Here is a 19,595-nt window from a genome sequence, read left to right as displayed (position 1 = left end):
AAATGGTAGTCTGGGCATCAGTGTCGCAATCTCCTTAATTTTTGCTGTTCAGCGAAACGGTGAAAACCGGGGAACGCAAACTTTGGTTCCTGCCCTCGACGCGGCCTTCAAATCACTGAGACTGCAGGAATGCAGGGCCGATGATAGTTTTCCGAGCCACATTGCCGTTTGCGCTCAATGGCGCGGATCGCTGCAAGTTGCCGCTGCAACTGGGCGATCTGCGTGCTTGATGAAAGCCGGATGTCTGCCGCAGCGCAGCTTTGGGCCTGCGCTGCCGTTTGGCCAATGACCAGCGGAAACAAAAGGAAAATCACCGCTGGCCAGATCCGTGTCATGGCACGACACCCGGCACATGGGACGGCCGGTCCGAAATTTCCCGCCTGTCATGTCCAGGAAGCAATGCGTTCATCGCCGGTTTTCCCCGTTCCTGTTCATCGGGGCTGCGGTCTTGGAGGACGCGGGCGATGGTCCCCGTGCGGCGGTCTTGGCGGACGCGGACGATGCTCCCAATGGGGCGGTCTTGGCCGATGGCCCCAATGGGGAGGCTGCGGTCTGTGAACAATAACCGGCAGCCCGATGATCGGCCCGACATGAATGACGGCTTGTCGCCGGTTCTGGTATGTGGCCTGAAGATAATTGCTGGAAGCCCAGCCTCGCTGGCCGGCAAAGATGACCTCGCACCAGCTATAGCCATTCAGACACCACGGATGGTGAGCGTGGCACCGGCAGGAATAGTCCCTATCCGGGCATATTGCGTGCCCGGCCCGGTCCTAATATTCACATTGCCCGTCGCATAGGCATTGGCCGCTTCCGCAAGTGATGGCAGCGAAGCGCCCACCAGCAAGGCAAGCGATGCAATAATGGTCTTTATCCGCATTTTATCCCCCAGATTGTGCTCGGGCCCTGAGTCCGATGCTTCACAAGTCGGCATGAATACCGCTCCAGATTCGTCTCTTACGCATTGCTCCAATGTCTTCGCACGCACCTCTGTCGCCCGGCGGGCTACCACTTGATGTTGAGACCGACGTTCCCTTCGATGACGCGTTTCCGTTCACCGCCTAGATTGGTGGTGTAGTCCACCGTCGCAAACAGGCTGACCCTTTCCGTCAGGCTGGCGACGACGCCTGCGCCGAGTTCCAGCGAGGTGCCGCCGATTTCGGTGACGATGGGATCGTTGGCGAAGCGGGTGGTCTGGTCGGAGGAGAAGCTGTGCCAGAGATTTGCCTTGAGATAAGGCTGAATGAGACCGCTGCTGGTTTGATAGTTCCCCTGCAGCCTAGCGCCCACTCGTCCGGTAAAGGGACTGTCTGAATCGAATCCGACCGAGGAAAAGCGGTCGGCTGCATCGTCGAGGGAAAGGTTTTGCCAGATGATCTGGGCCTGCGGCTCCAGCGTCCAGTCCTCTAAAAGAGCGATCGGGTAACCGCCCTCAAGAGAGGCCGTAACGCCGGTGCCGTCAATATCCAGCCGTTCCCCGGCTCTGGACGTAGCGTCACCGCCGAACCACGTGCCCATCAGAACGGCATCGATATACCAGCCCTGAGCGCCGATATGCGTCCAGTATCCACCGACGCTCGTGCCGCTGATATCGACATCGCCCACGGCAAGGTTGTTCCACCCCAGCGCCTGGCCTTTAATATCGCCGTTCATCTTGGAATAACCGACAAACAGACCGAAGCGGTCGAAGCCCCCTGCCTCGCTTTCACGGCCGAGCAGGTCCTGCCCTGCCTGGAAACCGAAAAGGTTGCCGTCGAAACTCGGCGAGACGGTTCCATCCCATTTCAGCTCGGTATTCTGGCCGAAGGTGCGCGCCCAGCTTGTGGGCATCCATCCGTGATCCTCCAGCAGAGCCTGTTCGCCGCGCCGTTCATGGAAGGTGCCGAGTGTCGACAGGGCCAGATAGTGCGCAAGCGGCTGCACGGCCGAAAAGGTCGGAACCTCGATACGGTAGAGCGGCACGATATCGGCAATCACCGGCGTCGCGCCGGGCGTTGGCGGCACGGCAGAGGCGCTCGGGATCAAGGCAAGCGTGGTTGGCGGTACGGGCGGCGCAGGCGGGGGACTTGCCGCCCCTGCGGCCTGTGGGGTGGGCGGAGCTTCCGGCTCCGGATCGCCCGCATTGATTGGAGGCGTGGGGTCCGTCGGGTCCGTCGTCGCGCTTCCCTCCGTCGGTATCGGCGTGGGTGGCAGTTGCGAGGCCGGGGGCGCGCCGGTGATGTCGGGTGCCTCAGGCTCTGGCGTCACAATTGGCTGAAGCGGGTCCGGCGCGCCTGCAATCGCCCCGCCACCCGAAACGATCGTCGAGCGAAGATACCAATTGTCCTGAGTGCCGGCCGAAACACCGCCTTTGAACAGGTAATATTCGTAGGCGCCGGCAGCAACGCGGCTGTTGAGCGCAAATGCGCTGCCAGCGGTTGTTCCTCCATTCACGGACTCGACAACCATGATGCCGTCAGCAGTCGTGGTCGCGCCGGATCCTCCGGCATTGACCACGTTCATCCCCGTGCTGCCGGAGGCCGTGCCGCCATCGATGACCAGCCTGTCGGAGGCGGAGCCATCGCTGCCAAGCACGGTATCGAGAAAAATCTGGCCGCCATTGCCCACGTAATTGCCGGAGATCGTGAAGGTGTCCGAGGCATTGCCGCCGCCATTGGTGAGATCGATACGGCCTGAATTCACCAGATTGGCGAAAGCACCGGCCGTGAAAGCGGAGACTCGTCCATTCGCACCGCCTCCATAGACCGTGCTGGCGGAATCTATGGAAAGCGTACCGGTTCCGGTGCCGCTGTCGCCAAGTGTCAACGTCCCGTCGAACACAAGCTCGCTGTCATTGGTGAGGTTTATTGTCTCCCAGCTGTCGAAGCGGGCAACCCCTCCCGTCTTGACGTTGCTCATCGTCAGGGTATCGGTCCCCAGACCACCGCTTATCTGCGTGGTCGCGCCGATATGGGCGTTGGCCAGATTGGTGAGCGTGGCGGTGTCGTCATCGGCGCCAAGGTCGATGGCGCCATAGATGATGCCACCGCCATTCCAGTTGAACCTGTCGTTACCGAAGCTCAAAAGCACATTGCCGCCCACCGTGCCGCCGGTAACGGTCACACTGTCGGTTCCGCCGCTGACGCTGATATTGCCGCCGATCGTGCCACCGGAGAGAATGATCGTGTCATTGCCAAAACCGGTCACCAAATTTCGATCGATGACGCCTCCCGACATGTCGAAGACGTTGTCGTCAAGTTTCATGTTGACGCGGCCGATACGGCCACCCGTCATGGTGGCGATATCGCCATCATCGAACGCATCGATGATGCGTCCGTCAGACATGAAGAACGTGTCGAGATTGTCGCCCTGGTTGAGGGACTGGATCGTCCCGCCCGTCATCCGGAAATCGTCGACGCCGCTGCCTTGCTGCACATTGCCGGTAACGGTGCCGCCGGAAATCACGAAGGCGTCGTTGCCGCCCCCCTGAACCACCGCACCATCTATGGTGCCGGAATAAATCTCGATCCTGTCGGTGCCGCCTCCAAAGGTGACGTTACCGGCGATTGTTCCCGTGCCGCCGGCCGGAAGAAGCAGCGTATTGTTGCCGCCGGTATCATTCAGCCCACCCACCGATGTCCCGGTGTCGCAGATATAATTGTCGTCGCCCGCCGTCGGCGTAAAAATGCAGGCTGCATCCACGGGTTCCGAGTAGAAAAAAATCGCGCCCGAAACCAATGCGGTTCCAGAACAGAGAAATCGTCTTAAGCCTTTCAGCTGGCAACGATAATTCATCGGCGGCCCCCGTCGAATTGAATGATTTCCCAACCCATTCCATTTGACGAATGCGAGTACGACACAGACAAACCGGTGCCGCAACCCTAAGGAGTTGCCGCGAAAACTTCTACAAAACCGAGAGACGATGGCAGGTCGAATAAAAGCCAAGGACCTCACCCGTTGGATCAGTATCTCTTCGGTCAGGCGCGGCAAATATCAGATACGACAAGATGTTCACTGCCGGACAGCGTGGCGATTTGCGTTTTGTCAATTCGCGACCCATTGGGAAAAGCTGCGCCCGTCCGGAACTGGACTTGCAGACAAAGGCAATTTTGAATTTTATCTTTCCATTATATTCGAATGGACGACAATAAGGTTTTTATTGTCGCCCAAAACCATCGCACACAACTCAACTTTAATCACAAAAAAGTGATGTAAACTTCCTCGAATCCAAGGCCCGCCAAGGGTCAGCCTCCTGGATTTTACAATGCGAAAACAAAGCGTTCCAGTTTGCCGAGCGTCTGCTGACCCAGTTCGATGGCGCCGAATCCCTTCGCCTCCTGGAACTCGGCCTCGGTGCTGAACACCATGCCGAGCACAACTTTCGTCGCGCCATCCTGATCCTCGAAAGCGGCCCAGGCGTCAGCATGTTTCGGCCCGTTTTCTCCCCAGAGCAGCGTATAGCCGATCCTGTCTTCGGCCCGGACCTCGATATAACGATGATGGTTGGGATAGACCGTGCCGTCGGGGCCGATCATGTCGAACACCCATTCACCGCCGGTTCGCAGATCGATCCTCGCGGTGCGACAGGAAAAGCCTTCCGGACCCCACCATTGCGGCAGCGTCTCGGCGTTCATCCAGGCGTTCCAGACGATGTTGCGCGGCGCCCTTATCGTTCGCTCCAGCACCATGGTCCGTTTGGCCACCTCGGCCAGATTGTCCAGACCGGCGCTGAACCCCTGCCGGTAACCCGCCTGCATATCGGCGGCCAGCGAGGAAAGCTGAACGGTTACGGTGAGCCGGCTGCCCTCATCCACGGCTGAAAGATCAGCCGTCACCAGCGCCGCCGACTGCGTCACACCGCCGGACGAAACCACCTCGTAATTCACGCTGCGAGTACCCGGCTGCAGCTCCAGCCATCCGCACTCACAGCGGATATCCGGCTGCCCCTTGACCTTGCAAAGCGAAACTTCACGCCCGCCCACCCTGGTGTCGGCCTCCAGAAACTCCACGGTCACGGAGGGTGTCGGAGCAGCCCAGACGGCCCGCGCGGCAGGCGACGTCCAGACTTGCCAGAGGACCGATAATGGAACAGCGATCACCCGCTCGAAGCTCAGCGTCGCAAAACGGCCGTCGCCAAGATGGGGCTCGGCACGTGTGCCGTCCTGATTGAGTTTCGACATCATTCCGAGCGCTCCTTCGCAGCCTGCATTGCAAATGCCTCCAACCGGTTGAGCCGGCTTTCCCATGTGGCCCGCTGTTCATCGAGCCATGTCCGCACCGGCTCCAAGGCCTCGGGCACGATTGCGCATGTGCGCACCCGCCCGTCCTTGGAGGTGCTGATCAGCCCCGCTTCTTCCAGCACCGAAAGATGCCGCATCACCGTGGGCAGACGCAGCCCCGTGGGAGCGGACAATTCCATGACCCGCGCCGGACCCTGCGCAAGCTGGGTCAGAATTGACCGGCGCGTCGGATCGGCGAGAGCCTGAAAGATCAGTGACAGTTCGGGTGAATGCTTAGCCATGATACTAACTATCACGCAGCGCAGCTCTGACGCAAGAAAAAACTTCGTCGATTTGCTAAGTGTTTTTTCGAGCGAATTTGTCCGCTGATCGCACAAAAGAAAACGCCGGAGCAATGCCCCGGCGTTTCGTTTCAGGCCACCAGACCCTTGGTCAGTTCCAGCGCCTGCCGCTCGAACAGCCGGCGATAGATGCCGTCATTCAGCCGGATCAGCGCCTGATGGTCGCCTTCTTCGACAATCTTGCCCTTGTCGAAGACCAGCAGACGGTCCAGCGCCCGCACGGTGGAAAGCCGGTGCGCGATGACAAGCGTGGTGCGGCCGTCCATCAGGCGTTCCATCGCCTGCTGGATCTGCACTTCGCTTTCGCTGTCGAGGCTCGATGTCGCCTCATCCAGAATCAGCACCGGCGCATCGGCAAGGAAGGCCCGGGCAATGGCGACACGCTGGCGTTCACCACCCGACAGTTTGACACCGCGTTCGCCCACCATCGTTTCATAGCCCTTGGGGAGGGACATGATGAAGTCATGGGCGCTCGCTTGCCTCGCCGCCTGCTCGATCTCACGCCGCGAGGCGCCTGGCCGGCCATAGGCGATGTTTTCCGCCAGCGTGCGGTGAAACAGGATTGGCTCCTGCTGCACGATGGCGATCTGGTCGCGCAAACTCGATTGCCTGACGCTGGCGATATTCTGGCCGTCTATGCGGATTGCGCCCGCATTGATGTCGTACAGACGCTGGATGAGCTTGACGAAGGTCGTCTTGCCCGAACCCGAATGGCCAACCAGACCCACGCGCTCGCCCGGCTTGATGGTGACCGAGAAGTCCTCATAGAGCGGATCGGGATGCGCGCCATATTGAAAAGTGACGTTATCGAAAACGATCTCGCCCTTCTCGATCTTGATCCGTCTGGCGTCCGGCCTGTCTTCGATGCCAAGCGGCATCTTGTCGAGCAGCACCAGCTCTTCCATGTCGTTGACGGCACGTTGCAGGTTGCGGATATCCTGACCGACATTGCGCAGATAGCCCTGCAACACGAAGAACATCGCCAGCACGAAGGTGATATCACCCGGCGTTGCCAGCCCCTTTTGCCACATGAGAAGACCCGTTCCGAGGATGCCGGCCTGCATGGACACCATCATGAAACCCTGGATCGTGCCGCTCAGCGTGCCGCGTTTCCATGTTCTGCGCGTGCGATTATCCCATTTGGCCAGCACGTGGGTCAGCCGGGTTTCTTCGCGGTTTTCGGCGCCGAAGGCTTTCACGACCGAGTTGCAGCTAATGGCATCCGCTAGCGCGCCGCCGAGCTTGGTATCCCAGGCATTGGCAAGCCTTGCCGCTGGCGATACGAAACCCATGGAAAGCGCCACCGTGACGCCGATATAGATCAGCGACCCGGCACCCACGATCAGGCCCATGACCGGCCAGTAGCTGCCGAGCACGATGGTGGCGCCCACCAGCATGGTGATGGACGGCAGCAGCGCGATGAGCAGCAGGTCGTTCAGCGAATCCAGCGCCCACATGCCACGCGTGATCTTGCGCACCGTCGAGCCGGCAAAGCTGTTGGCATGCCAGTCGGTCGAGAAGCGCTGAACCCGGTGGAAGCCGTTATTGGTGACGTCAGCCATGGTCCTTAGCGTCAGCCGGATGATGCCGTTGAAGATGAACCAGCGCAGCGCCACGCTGGTCAGCCCCAGCGCCACAACGATGACGAAGGCGCGCAGCGCCTTGTCCGCCCCGTTGCCGCCGGCAATGGCATCGACGATCTGGCCGGAGAACACCGGCACCATGACTTCGGCCAATGTGCTGGCGATGACCAGCACGATGATAAAACCCACCAGCGCCCGCTGGTGGCTCCAGTGGTGGAAAACAAAACCGAGCACATGGCGATAGGCATCGGCGCGGAAATCGAGCTTCTTGCGAGACATTTTAACCAGCACGGCGCCATAGGTTCGGCAACCGGTCCTCAAAAACGGAAGTTGGATGGCCACAGCCCGGGCGGGAAACGGAGTGATCCCGTCAGATCAATCGGGCTATGAGGGAAAACAAAACCGCATGGCGCGCGTGCGCGGGGCGGGCCGCGAATGGATATGACCTAGTGTCGGGTCATTCCCTGCGGGAGGATTTCGGTGAATGCTGGTGTCATGCAACGCCTCCCTTTGGTTCGATCTGACGCGGTGAGTATTTTGTACCTGAGCGTTTCGCCATTGCCAACCGGGTAATTGCAACCTTATGGCAAGTGATGCGAAAACGACACATTGGCCGATGCGACAGGTATGGTCGCAGCCTGTGTCTTTCTGCTGCGCATCCCGGGAGGGGTGCGCAGCGAGATATCAGAAGAGCGGATTGTCGTTCCCGGTCAATCCATCTGCACGTTGGCGTTCTTGACAACCGGTTCCCACTTGGCGATTTCGGCAGCGACATGGGTTTTCAGCTCTTCCGGCGAGGAAGCGACGATCTTGGCGCTGAATTCCGCCATGCGCGCGGCAACGCCGGGATCAGCAAGCGCTTTCTTGGCCGCGGCATTCAGCTTGTCGATCGCCTCGGCCGGTGTGCCGGCAGGCGCAAAGAGCGCATTCCACGTGTAGGTCTCGTAACCCGGCACGGTCTCGGCGATTGTCGGCAGATCCGGGAAGGATGAAGCCCGCTCGGCCGTGGTTACGCCAAGCGCCCGCAAGGTGCCGGATTTGATGTGGCCGGACGATGAGGGCAGATTGTCGAACATGATCGAAATCTGGTTGCCGAGCAGATCGTTGAGTGCGGGGCCGGCGCCCTTATAGGGAACGTGCTGCATGCTGACGCCCGCCATGCTCTTGAACAGTTCGCCTGAAAGGTGCAGCGGCGTGCCATTGCCGGAAGAGGCATAGGCATGTTTGTCCGGCTCGGCTTTCAGAAGCGCGATCAATTCCGCGACGCTGTTGACGTTCAGTTTCGGATTGACGACCAGCACATTCGGCACCACCACCAGCAGCGAAACCGGGGCGAAATCCTTTTCCGGATCGTAAGGTTTCGTCTTGAGAATGAGCGGGTTAAGTGCGTGGGTTGCAACCGTGCCCATCAGGATCGTGTAGCCATCGGGCTCGGCCCGGGCGACGCGGTCGGCCCCGAGATTGCCGCCGGCACCGGCGACGTTTTCGACGACGATCTGCTTGCCAAGCTCGTCACCCATTTTCTGCGCGATGACGCGTGCCACCACATCTGTGGAACCGCCGGCCGCGAAAGGAACGACCAGAGTAATCGTTCGATCGGGAAAGCCCTCAGCGCTCGCCGTCATTCCCAGCACACCAAAAGAAACCGCCGTGGCGGCAAGTTTCAACAGCATGCGCCGTTTCGAAGACCGGTAATTCATGAACCCTCCTGTGACATGGCCTCCCCGCCATCGCGGCATAGTAGCTCAAATGAACCTGAGGGCAAGCCGTTGGCCTTGCCGCGGGAAACAAGAGGACGTGAGGGTCTAAGCGCTCATGCGCTCTTCCACGACACGCCAGTTGACCAGCTTGTCGAGCACGGCGCGGATATGCTCGGGTTTGCGGTTCTCATAATCGAGGTAATAGGCATGTTCCCATATATCGATGCCGAGATAGGCCGGTCGACCCACCGCGATCGGGTTATTGCCGTCCTCGTAACCGATGAGGGCGAGTTTACCGGCGTCGTCACGCGTCAACCAGACCCAGCCTGTCCCGAACACGGTGTCGGAAACATCGACTGCGCGTTTGATAAACCCTTCATAATCTCCAAAGGTCTCGTTCACACGGGTCGCGAACTCACCCGTGGGCCGGTTCGGCCCGCCTGGAACGAACTGATCCCAATAGGCGACGTGGTTCCAGGCCTGCGCGGCATTGTTGAAAATCTTGACATCCGCCGCCTCTTTGGACCTGGCCGCCTCCTTGACGATATCGACAAGCTCCATGTCGGCATAGCGGGTATTGGCTGCCAGCGTATTCAGCTTGTCGTAATAGCCCTTGTGATGTTTTCCATAATGGAGGCCGACCGTTTTTGCCGAAATAACGGGCGCCAGATCTCCCTCCGCAAACGGAAGGGACGGCTGTTTCAATGGCAGGGCGGCACGCGCGACATGCGGCCTGGGGAAAATCGTTGCGGCAGCGGCCACAGCGCCGCCCGCGAGAATTGTTCGTCTGGTGATGTTCATGTTTTCCTCCTTTGAATGACAGCCACATGGGTTAACCCGCAACTGCGGCGCAGGTTTCCTCAGGTCGAATCAATTAGACCGTGGACACAGGGTCATCTTGCAAAGACGTGGATTGGGTCAGTCCGCTACGGGAAGGGACATAAAGGAAAGGCCCTCCCGGTTAAGAGAGGGCCTGATCCGATTACCAGCGATAATAGTCGCGGCGGTCTCGCCATTCGCGGTGTTCGCGCCAGTCGCGCCGCTCACGCCATTCTCTGCGGGCCTGACGCTCGCGCCATTCCCGGCGGCCTTCCCAGCGATCACGCCGGTCCCAGCCGCGCTCATAGCGTGGCGGTCCGTTTGGCCGGCAATATCCACGCGGCGACAGATGAAAACCGCGTCCACAGGCATAGTCGACGGTTTGAACATTCGATGTCGCGGGTGCGGACGGTTGACCGATGGGCATGGCGTTCACGCCGCTGCCGAAGAAGGCGCTAAGAATTATTCCAGCGCTTAAAATCATCTTGCGCATCTCATTTCCCTCCTTGTGGGATGGGGTGATTTAGCGCCCTGGGCCGTGAACTGTAGCTGAATGAAACGAGGTGTTTTCGTGGCAGCGGCCCCGCAATTGTGGCGGATTCTGGCAACCTTCCGCTGCATAATTGCTGAACGGCCTGAATGCCGAAATGGAGAAATCCGAGATCGCCACGATCGTTGCGGAAGGTGTTGAACGCCCCGGCAAGGCGCAATCATTCAGGGAAAAATATGCGCGTGTTGATTATTGCTTCTCAGTCCACGTCATGATGTAGCGCGTACCCTTGCCGAGTTCAGGATGGGTATGCGTCTGTTCGACACGCGCGCCAATATTCTGCGCCATAGCCATGATCAGCTTCGTGCCGAGGCCGGTGCCGCGCGGCGATGCCTCCGGTTTTGAACCGATGCCATCGTCTTCAACCACGAGGACAAATTGCCGGTCCTCTTCGGAAAGCCGGACACGAACCGTGCCCGACTGGTCGGGATAGGCATATTTCAGCGCATTGGTCAGAAGCTCGGTGATGATGACGCCGAGTGCCACCGCGTGATCCGCCTTGAGGCTGACTTCACAAAGCGATGTCTCCACCGTGACGGAGGACGAACCGGGAACAGCCTGAAACAGATCGCTGATGATCGACGTGAGGTAGGAATTGAGCGATACAAGGCCGACATTGTCGGTATTGTAGAGACTGCGGTGCACGCCGGCGATGGCGGAAATCCTGCTCTGGGTTTCCAGAAGGGCAACTTCCGCCTCGGGCGACTTCACAGTGTTGATCTGCAGCCTGATCATCGCCGATACCAGCGACAGGCTGTTGGCGACACGATGGTTCATCTCCTTCACCATCATTTCCGCATGTTCCTTGGCCTTCACCAGCAAGCGGTCGGATTCCTCCTTGTTCTGGCGCAGGCGGTGGTTTTCCAGGGCCTGATTGATGGCCGTGCGCAACAGCGGAAAGAAGTCGTCGCCGACATTCTTTATGACAAAGTCGGCAGCACCCGCCTTGAGGGCGTCGATGGCGATCTTGGCTTCGTTCGACCCGGTCACGTAAAGCACGGGAACGCGCCCCGGCAACGACTGGATCGCTGCCAGAAACTCCATTCCCGTCGATGTCTGGAAATAGTGGTCGAGGACGACCACATCGAATTGCTCGTTTTGAAATAGCTCGAGCCCCGAGGCGACGGAGGCGGCATGCACCACCTCCATTCCATGACGACCAAGGACACGGCTGGAAAGCCGTGCCAGCGCCGGATCATCATCAACATACAAAACGCGCAAATCCATCATGCCTTCAAGGTATCTGAATTACAGAGAAAAACAGGCCGAGGTTCTTGATCGCATTGGCGAAACCTTCGTAGTCGACCGGCTTCGTTATATAGACATTTGCGCCAAGATCATAACATTTCTGGATTTCGGTTTCGTCATCCGTCGTTGTCAGCACGACGACGGGCAAACGGCGTGTATGTTCGTTGCTTTTGATCTGCTCGAGAATGCGGATACCCGACATATCCGGAAGATTGAGATCGAGCAGGACGAGAAGATAGCGATCCTTGCTGACAAGGCCATCGCGGCTTTCGCCGAGGATGTAATCAAGCGCCTTTGCGCCAAGCGTAAAGGGCACGATCTCGTTGTTCACACCCGCACGACGCACGTTTTTTTCAATCAGACGAGCATGACCTTCGTCATCCTCGATCATCACGATCGTTACCTCTTGACCGGTTGCCTTCATTGTTCGCCTTCTTTCGTCACTTTTCTGAGGTCGCTCGGCAGGAGCAGCGTGAATGTGCTTCCTTTGCCAAGCTCGGACTCCACCCTAATGTCACCTCCTAAATTTCTGATTAGCGAACGAACGTGGGCAAGGCCAATTCCTTCCCCGGGCTGATCCTGATTGCCGGCGCGGCGGAAGAGCTCGAATATGCGCTCCAGATCCTGCTCGCCAATGCCGCGGCCATTGTCGCTGACCGCGATGGAGATGGCGCCGCGTCCGGCCGGATAGGCGCGTGCGGTCAATCTGAGCGGGCGTCCCGGCATCTGGTATTTCACCGCATTGTCGAAGAGATTGCCGAGGATCTGGTCGAGGGAGATACGATCCGTATAGACGGTCAGCTTCGATGTATCGACATTGATCTCGCCGCCATTGGCATTGATCTGGTGGCGAACCGTCTCGGAAAGCGATGACAGCAATGTTTCAATATCGACCTTTTCCGGTTGCAGCTTCCGCTGGCCATCGCGGGAGATTTTCAGGATCGCATTGATCAGCTGATCCATTTTGCGGGTCGAGGACCGGATGAAGCTGATTGCCTCGGGAATATCCTCCTCAACGGCAAGCCGGGCTTCGCGGACGACCTCTTCGCTCGGCGTCTTGCCATCCGCGAGAATGTAAGCCGTGACCGGCTTCAGCGACGTATCGAATTCGGCGAGGAACCCCATGATATTGACGAGCGGCGCCCGCAGATCATGCGTGACGATATAGGCGAAGCGCTGAATTTCCTGATTGGCGCGGCGAAGGTCTCGCGTTCTTTCCTCCACACGCTCCTCGAGATGACGATTGAGTTCATCGACATCATCCCGGGACCGGTTCAGGGCGCGGATATAGGTGAAGACCAGAAGGATCGAGCCACCGACGACGATCAGGATGGCAAAGGCGCCGCCGATCGTCACCAGTTGCAGCCGGTTGGCGGCGCCCAGCTGATCGCCGACGATGATGCGCAGCCGATCGTCGGTATCCGATTGCAGCTTCGACAGGACGGTTCTGATCTCATTCATGAAACGCTTGCCGTCGTTCTCCCGGACGACTTCCACCGCCTCGGTGATGCGCCCTGCCCTTTGCAGCTCGATTGTTTCGCGCGTTTCGGCCAGCTTGTTGTCGATGGCGCTTGTCATGTCTGACAGAGGCTGCCGGTATTGGTCACGATCCTTCAGCAGGTCCATAAGCCGCGAGCGCCGTTCCGGCAGACGGCTCATGGCGTCCTTATAGGGTCCCAGATATTCGACATTGTTGGTCAGCAGATAGCCCCTCTGACCGGTTTCAATGTCCTGCATCGACGTCACGACATCGAGGATGGCCGCGCGCACGCGGCGCAGTTCGGCTGTTTCCTGGGAGTACCGGTTATTCACCTGCACCAGCCATAACGACATGGCGACCATTCCGGTCAGGATTGCGACACCAACAGCGAGCATGAGAAGGCTTCGCTGAGCGAACGGCGAAAAATTAGTCACAGTAATAATATTCCCGGTAGGCGGCTCATTTGTCGGGCAAATTAGAATATGACAGACGTGGAAGCGAACATTTTATTTCCCGTCTTTGCGGGAACCATCTCTCAGGAAGAGCGTTCAGCAGGGTTGACAGAAAGGCTACCAGCCTGCGCGCGGCCGATGAGATGCAAACGTGGTGAAATATGACTTATAATTTTCAAGGAAAACAAATCCTTGTTCTGGAAGATGATGCGCTCCTGGCGATGGACATGGAAGACTTTCTCTCGGATCTCGGTGTAAGCGTCGTTGGACCTGTTTCCCATATCGAAGCGGCCCTGGAAAAGATCAGCGAAGCGGAGCTTGACGGCGCCGTGATCGACCTCAATCTGCGGGGAGAATTGTCCTTTCCGGTGATCGATGAATTGAAGGCCGCCAGTATACCTTTCGTCATCTGCAGCGGATATGCGGAAATTCCGGGGCTTCGCGCCCAGCTCCGAGAATTGACCGTCATCTCCAAGCCGTGTGATTTCGGCAGCCTTCCGGATATTCTGGCGCGGGAATTCTCTCCCGCCGGCTAGTTGGCGCGCGGTCTGTGCCGGTAGAGATCCACCGGCTCCCTTCAATTCATCGGAAAAACTAGTCGATACTTCAAACCATCGTGGTCGTAGGCAATGGCGCCTTCGGCGTTGAGTTCATACTGCGCGCCCTTGGTTATCAGCGTCGTGCCAAAACCCGTATCTTCGGGAGGGACGACGGCGGGACCGCCCGTTTCCTGCCATTGCAGATCTATCCGGAGCGCTCCGTTCTCGTCGCGGACGAGCCTCCAGATGACCTTCACTACCCCGTCGCCGTTCGACAGCGAACCGTATTTCTGCGCGTTCGTCACCAGCTCATGCAGGATCATGCCGAGGGCCAATGCGGATTTCGGTGAGACATAGATGCCCGCAGGGCCATCGAGATCGACGCGGCCGACAAAGACATTGTGAGGCTCGATTGCCCTTTTCACCACATCGCGGAGATCGGTCTCTCCCCAGTTGCTCTGAAAAAGCAGCGCGTGGCTTTCCGCGAGCGCACTTACCCTGGCAACAAGCCGCGCCTGATAATCCTCGATCGACCTGCTGCCCTTCGCGGTCCTGCGGATGATCGAGATCACCATGGCCATGGTGTTCTTCACCCGGTGGCTGAGTTCGCGAACCAGCAGTTCCTTATGGATTTCCGCCCGCTTCCGCTCCTGCTTTTCACGCGCCTCGGCGAGCGCGCGCTCCACAGCGGAAGGCAGTCTCACCAGCCTTTGCTTGACGACGTAGTCCGTCGCGCCGCGCCTGAATGCATCGATCGCCGCATCCTCGCCCAGGACGCCGGAAACGAAAATGAACGGCACATCCGGGATTTTCTGCACGGCAATATCGAGCGCAGCCATGCCGTCGAAATCCGGCAGCGAGAAATCAGACAGGATGACATCGAACTGGTTGTTCTCGAGCGCTTCGATAAACGACGCCCTGCCTACCGCCCGCGTCACACTCGGCATTGGCGACATGCGCGAAAGCTGTTCTTCTATCAACTCCGCATCGACCGAACTGTCTTCCAGAAGAAGAAGCCTGCATGCATTCATCGGCGGCACCGCGTCATCCATCATTGCGACGGGCACCCGGCGGCGGCTCGTTCAACAGCGCCCAGAACACGCCAAGATCCTGTATCGCCTTGAAAAACTGATTAAATTCGACGGGCTTGACGACAAAAGCATTCACGCCCAGCTCATAACTCTTCACAAGGTCCTGTTCTTCACGGGACGAAGTCAGCATGACGACCGGAATGTGTCGCAAGTTATCGCTGCCTTTCACCTTCTGCAGAACCTCAAGTCCGTCCACCTTGGGCAATTTGAGGTCCAGAAGCACGACGGCGGGATCACCTGCCGGCCGGTTATCGTAAGTACCGCCAAGGGTCAGATAATCGAGCGCCTCGGCACCGTCCCGGGCGACCACGACTTCGTTTGCCAACTGGCATTTTTCGAGAGCTGTCAGCGTCAATTCCAGATCGCGTGGATTATCTTCCACAAGCAGAATAGGTCTCAGTTCAGGCAATTTCTTCCTCTTCAATTTTCATGACCGGCAATGTGAAGGAGAACGACGCTCCCTCCCCGACGGTTCCCGCGGCGCTGACAGAGCCGCGGTGGCGTTCCACAATCCGCCGGACCAGCGCGAGACCTATCCCCGTGCCCTCGAAATCCTCGACACGCTGCAGCCTCTGAAAAACGCCAAACAGCTTGTTGTAATAGGCCATGTCGAAACCGACGCCGTTGTCCTGAACTGAATAGGTGACGTCGTCATCGGTTGCAATTGCCGAAATCGTGATGATGGAGACAGGCTCCTGACGGGAATATTTGATCGCATTGTCGATCAGATTGTACCAGACCTGCCGCAACAATGTCGGATCGCCAAGCGTGACCGGCAGATCGCCGACGTGCCATTCGACCTTGCGGTCCGCAATGGTGGAGAGGACGGAGCGGCGCACTTCGCTGACCAGCTTCTTCATGTCAACGGGTTTCATGCTGATCTGCGCGCGGCCGAGCTGGGAAAAGTTCAGGAGATCATCGACCAGCTTTCCCGCCCCGAGCGCCGCTTCCGAAATCATCTGCAGATAATGCAGCGATTTGTCGTCCATGGCACTGCTTCGCTCGCGCAACAATTGCGCAAAGCCGACGATATGCCGGAAAGGCGCGCGCAAATCATGCGAAACGGAATAGGAAAAGGCTTCGAGCTCCTTGTTCGTCCGTTGCAGCTCCCGCGTGAGGTCCGCCATTTCTTCGGCCTTGCGCAGGACGATGCCGATAATCGCACTGCGAAGCTCGCGCGCGGCGGAAAGTTCCGCCTCGGACCAGGGGGCGGCGATATTGCGTACCTGCTCCTTCCGGATTTCGAAGGATTTTCGCGGATGGATGCGACCGCTTTCCTGCACGGTCTTATGCGGGTTGCCGCCCCAACGCACGGTCTTGACCACCTCCGGGCGGAACCAGATCAGCCAGCTTCCATGCAGCTCCGAAACGCGCATTGCAACAAGCCCGCTGGCAACGGATGCATAAGATGCGGCGGCTGGATAGATCTCGGGAAGGTTCGTGGTTGCGAAGACGTCAGCGATTTCCTTTTCCCCAAGCCATAGCACAAGGTCCTCGACCTCGTGCCTCGGTGGCGTCTGGCCCACCAGATGGCACTCATCGTCCAGAACAAGGGCGGCACCATCCGCGCCGACCTGCTTCAGCAGATCCTGCCTTTCGTCCTCGCCACCAAGAAGGCCGTCCACCCATTTCGGGGCTGACGCCATGCCGTTCAGCAGGCGGGCCTGCACATATCCGAGTTCAACGCGGCGCGACGCATCTTTGGAACTCTGCTCCATTGCAATTCGCATGGACAGCAGCTGCGCTGCAAAGTCACATGCCTCGCGCACGGACCTGGAGACGGAATGCGGTGCCGCATGATGGCAGGCAATAAGCCCCCACAACCTGCCATTGACGATGATCGAGACGGACATGGACGCCGCCGTGCCCATATTGCGCATATATTCGATATGAACCGGCGAGACGCTGCGAAGCTGCGACAGGCTCATATCGAGCACCGCACCCGTCTCCGGATTGATCTGTGGATTGACCGGAACTGGCTTGTAGCCGATGTCCGGGATCATGCGCAGGCGGTTGATCGTGTAAAGCTGCCTCGCCTGAGGCGGAATGTCGCCAGCCGGAAAACGAAGCTCGAGGTAAGACGGTAGGGCGCCGCTTCCCGCTTCCGCCACGACATGCCCGCTCCAGTCCGGTCCGAAATCGTAGATCAGGGTGCGGTCGTAACCGCTGATCGAGGACACGAGCTGCGCTGTCCGCAAAAGCGCGTCCTCAAGCGACGGCACGCTGTTCAGATATTGTGCAAAACCCGTCAGCTCGCCCATCAGCGCTTCCGCCGATTCGCCCTTTCTCGTTTCCTCGAATTCGAGGATGATCAGGGTGCCCGAACGATGGGCGGTGACGTCCAGAGCCTTGTCGGCCCAGACATATCTGAAATTGCTCTCGTCATTCGCATACCAGGCCGACAGGGCATCCCTGAAAGGGAAAACACCATTGTCAGCCACGGTCCCGACCGGCAAGGGCATGTCGAGATAGCGCTCAAGATTGTCGCTTGCCTGCAAAATTGCCAGATCGCGCGCGGAAAGGACCAAAAGCGCGCCGTGTTCCTGGATGGCGCCGGGGATGTGGATGGGCTCGGCGCCGCAACTATCCAGTTTCGGCGTAGCTGAACTCATAAATTTCTCCAGCCGCTTTCCTGCGGAAGACCAATCGACCTGATAACGAGCCGCCAGCCTAGTCATTATTGCGGAGATGTAAACGCGTGCTTTTTAGAAAATGCGCAGAGACCGACGGCACCCGGGCCATCGGCGTCGGCTGCAAACCTTACCCCACCTGAACCAGATGGCCAGGTGAAACCGTCCTGTAGTTCCGCTCAGGCACCTCATAACCCATTGCCCGTATCGGACTTTTCAGCTCGTCATTGGATATGCCGCGTCTTATCCCGCGCCGCGCCGGATCAGGCACCGGCACCGCCGCCATGAGTTTCTTCGTATAGGCATGTTGCGGATTGTCGAAGACGGCCGCGCGCGGGCCGATTTCGACAATTTCGCCGAGATACATCACAGCCACCCGGTGGCTGACGCGCTCCACCACCGCCATGTCATGGGAGATGAACAGGAAGGCCAGATTGAGGCTCTGCTGAAGGTCGAGCAACAGGTTGCAGACCTGCGCCTTGATCGAGACATCGAGCGCCGACACGCTTTCATCGGCGACGATGACCTTCGGATCAAGGGCAAGCGCACGGGCGATTGCGATACGCTGGCGCTGGCCGCCGGAGAATTCATGCGGGTAACGGCTGGCCATATCGGCAGCCAGACCAACCTTTTCGAGGAGATCGGCGGTCTTTTCCTTTGCCTGTTTCGTGGTGCCCAGTTTGTGTTTGATGAAGGGTTCGGAAATCGCGGTCCCCACCGTCATGCGCGGATTAAGCGACGAGAACGGGTCCTGAAAGATCATCTGCACGGACTTGCGCATATTGCGCAGACCGACCGTATCAAGCCGCATGACATCGTAACCGTCGAGCGAAACCTCGCCGCCCGAAGGCTCCACAAGGCGCATGATCGAGCGGCCGGTGGTCGATTTTCCGCAACCGGACTCGCCGACAAGCGCGAGCGTTTCGCCCTGAAACAGGTCGAAGGAGACGTTTTCGACGGCGTGAACCGCGCCCGTCTGGCGCGCCCACAGGCCGGAACGGATGGGAAAACGTGTCACGAGGTTCTTGACCGACAGGACCGGCGTCTGGCCGCTCGCAACCGTCTCGGCCACTTCCACCGGCTCGGTCGACAGGCCGGTTTTCATGTCGAGGACCGGAAAGCGCGTCGGCCATTGCCGGTCGCGCATGGAGCCGAGCTTCGGCACCGCCGAAAGCAGCGCCCGCGTATAGGGATGCTTGCCGCGCTCGAATATATCCCCGGTCGGTCCGGTCTCAACCTCGTCGCCCCGGAACATGACGATGGTGCGGTCGGCGATCTCCGCCACCACGCCCATGTCATGGGTGATGAAGAGGACGGACATGCCCTCCTCTTCCTGAAGCAGCTTGATCAGGTCGAGAATCTGGCCCTGAATGGTGACGTCGAGCGCGGTTGTGGGTTCGTCGGCGATCAGCAGTTTCGGCCGCGAGGCGAGCGCCATGGCGATCATCACGCGCTGGCGCATGCCACCGGAAAACTGATGCGGATATTCATCGAAGCGACCGGCCGCGTTGGGAATGCGAACCTTTTCCAGAAGCCGGACGGTCTCTGCCCTTGCCTGCTGCTTCGAAAGGCCCTTGTGCCGGATGAGGACCTCGGAAATCTGGCGGCCGATCGTGAAGATCGGATTGAGCGACGTCATCGGCTCCTGAAAGATCATCGAGATGTCGTTGCCACGCACGCCCCGCATTTCCCTCTCGGAAAGCGCCAGAAGATTGCGCCCGTTCAAGAGAACTTCACCCTCGATCCGGCTTGAATTGGGGCTAAGCAGGCGCATGATTGACAGCGAGGTGACGGATTTGCCGGATCCGGACTCGCCGACAATGGCGACGGTTTCACCCGGAGCGACATCGAAGGAGACGTTGCGCACAACGCTCTTCCACGCATCATCGACAAGGAAAGAGATGGTCAGGTTTCGAACGGAGAGGACAGGTGTCGTCTTCATGGTT

17 protein-coding genes are annotated in these 19,595 nt (G+C 58.9%); 2 read left to right on the top strand and 15 right to left on the bottom strand.

Annotation, left to right across the window (positions count from 1 at the left end):
* The coding region (locus G3A56_RS28600; RefSeq protein ID WP_210255083.1) for a hypothetical protein at positions 1-289 on the top strand (289 nt) is incomplete at its 5' end.
* A gap of 405 nt (positions 290-694) precedes the next feature.
* Here G3A56_RS28600 and G3A56_RS29075 read toward each other — a convergent pair.
* From G3A56_RS29075 to G3A56_RS25430, 11 genes are all read right to left on the bottom strand, one after another.
* Entirely contained in the window at positions 695-877 is a 183-nt protein-coding gene (locus G3A56_RS29075) for an SH3 domain-containing protein (RefSeq protein WP_246231431.1), read from the bottom strand.
* A gap of 125 nt (positions 878-1,002) precedes the next feature.
* A complete protein-coding gene (locus G3A56_RS25475) occupies positions 1,003-3,771 on the bottom strand; it encodes an autotransporter family protein (protein WP_082185957.1) in 2,769 nt (922 codons plus the stop codon).
* A 464-nt stretch (positions 3,772-4,235) separates the two neighbouring features.
* Positions 4,236-5,159, bottom strand: a complete 924-nt coding sequence (locus tag G3A56_RS25470) for an SRPBCC family protein (protein ID WP_082184727.1) — start codon at positions 5,157-5,159, stop codon at positions 4,236-4,238.
* On the bottom strand, positions 5,156-5,497 hold the full coding sequence (locus G3A56_RS25465) for an ArsR/SmtB family transcription factor (RefSeq protein WP_003499601.1): 342 nt from the start codon (positions 5,495-5,497) through the stop codon (positions 5,156-5,158). The genes G3A56_RS25470 and G3A56_RS25465 overlap by 4 nt, the downstream gene beginning before the upstream one ends.
* 131 nt (positions 5,498-5,628) lie before the next feature.
* Positions 5,629-7,419 (bottom strand): ABC transporter ATP-binding protein, encoded by a 1,791-nt coding sequence (locus G3A56_RS25460; RefSeq protein ID WP_082184728.1) that lies wholly within the window; start codon positions 7,417-7,419, stop codon positions 5,629-5,631.
* A 431-nt stretch (positions 7,420-7,850) separates the two neighbouring features.
* Positions 7,851-8,840 (bottom strand): Bug family tripartite tricarboxylate transporter substrate binding protein, encoded by a 990-nt coding sequence (locus G3A56_RS25455; protein WP_082184729.1) that lies wholly within the window; start codon positions 8,838-8,840, stop codon positions 7,851-7,853.
* A gap of 105 nt (positions 8,841-8,945) precedes the next feature.
* On the bottom strand, positions 8,946-9,641 hold the full coding sequence (locus G3A56_RS25450) for a superoxide dismutase (protein WP_082184730.1): 696 nt from the start codon (positions 9,639-9,641) through the stop codon (positions 8,946-8,948).
* Positions 9,642-9,822: 181 nt separating this feature from the next.
* The gene (locus G3A56_RS25445) at positions 9,823-10,152 is read right to left on the bottom strand and encodes a GCG_CRPN prefix-to-repeats domain-containing protein (protein WP_082184731.1); all 330 of its coding nucleotides are present in this window, start codon (positions 10,150-10,152) and stop codon (positions 9,823-9,825) included.
* A gap of 246 nt (positions 10,153-10,398) precedes the next feature.
* On the bottom strand, positions 10,399-11,439 hold the full coding sequence (locus G3A56_RS25440) for a sensor histidine kinase (RefSeq protein ID WP_003499592.1): 1,041 nt from the start codon (positions 11,437-11,439) through the stop codon (positions 10,399-10,401).
* Between the two features lie 4 nt (positions 11,440-11,443).
* Positions 11,444-11,881 (bottom strand): response regulator, encoded by a 438-nt coding sequence (locus tag G3A56_RS25435; RefSeq protein ID WP_003499590.1) that lies wholly within the window; start codon positions 11,879-11,881, stop codon positions 11,444-11,446.
* Positions 11,878-13,332 (bottom strand): sensor histidine kinase, encoded by a 1,455-nt coding sequence (locus G3A56_RS25430; RefSeq protein WP_082184732.1) that lies wholly within the window; start codon positions 13,330-13,332, stop codon positions 11,878-11,880. The genes G3A56_RS25435 and G3A56_RS25430 overlap by 4 nt, the downstream gene beginning before the upstream one ends.
* Before the next feature lie 218 nt (positions 13,333-13,550).
* Here G3A56_RS25430 and G3A56_RS25425 point away from each other — a divergent pair, with 218 nt between their 5' ends.
* Complete coding sequence (locus G3A56_RS25425; RefSeq protein ID WP_082184733.1) at positions 13,551-13,925, top strand: response regulator; 375 nt, start codon at positions 13,551-13,553, stop codon at positions 13,923-13,925.
* 41 nt (positions 13,926-13,966) lie between these two features.
* Here the strand turns inward: G3A56_RS25425 and G3A56_RS25420 are convergent, their stop codons facing one another.
* From G3A56_RS25420 to G3A56_RS25405, 4 genes are all read right to left on the bottom strand, one after another.
* Complete coding sequence (locus G3A56_RS25420) at positions 13,967-14,983, bottom strand: HWE histidine kinase domain-containing protein (protein WP_175414401.1); 1,017 nt, start codon at positions 14,981-14,983, stop codon at positions 13,967-13,969.
* On the bottom strand, positions 14,973-15,428 hold the full coding sequence (locus G3A56_RS25415) for a response regulator (RefSeq protein ID WP_035243215.1): 456 nt from the start codon (positions 15,426-15,428) through the stop codon (positions 14,973-14,975). The genes G3A56_RS25420 and G3A56_RS25415 overlap by 11 nt, the downstream gene beginning before the upstream one ends.
* Complete coding sequence (locus tag G3A56_RS25410; protein ID WP_082184734.1) at positions 15,421-17,631, bottom strand: ATP-binding protein; 2,211 nt, start codon at positions 17,629-17,631, stop codon at positions 15,421-15,423. The genes G3A56_RS25415 and G3A56_RS25410 overlap by 8 nt, the downstream gene beginning before the upstream one ends.
* Positions 17,632-17,779: 148 nt before the next feature.
* Complete coding sequence (locus G3A56_RS25405) at positions 17,780-19,591, bottom strand: ABC transporter ATP-binding protein (RefSeq protein WP_082185959.1); 1,812 nt, start codon at positions 19,589-19,591, stop codon at positions 17,780-17,782.
* Positions 19,592-19,595: the final 4 nt, after the last annotated feature.

The organism is Rhizobium oryzihabitans, assembly GCF_010669145.1.
In the GTDB taxonomy this organism is placed as follows: Bacteria; Pseudomonadota; Alphaproteobacteria; order Rhizobiales; family Rhizobiaceae; genus Agrobacterium; species Agrobacterium oryzihabitans.
This window is presented reverse-complemented; position numbering and strand designations above follow the sequence as displayed.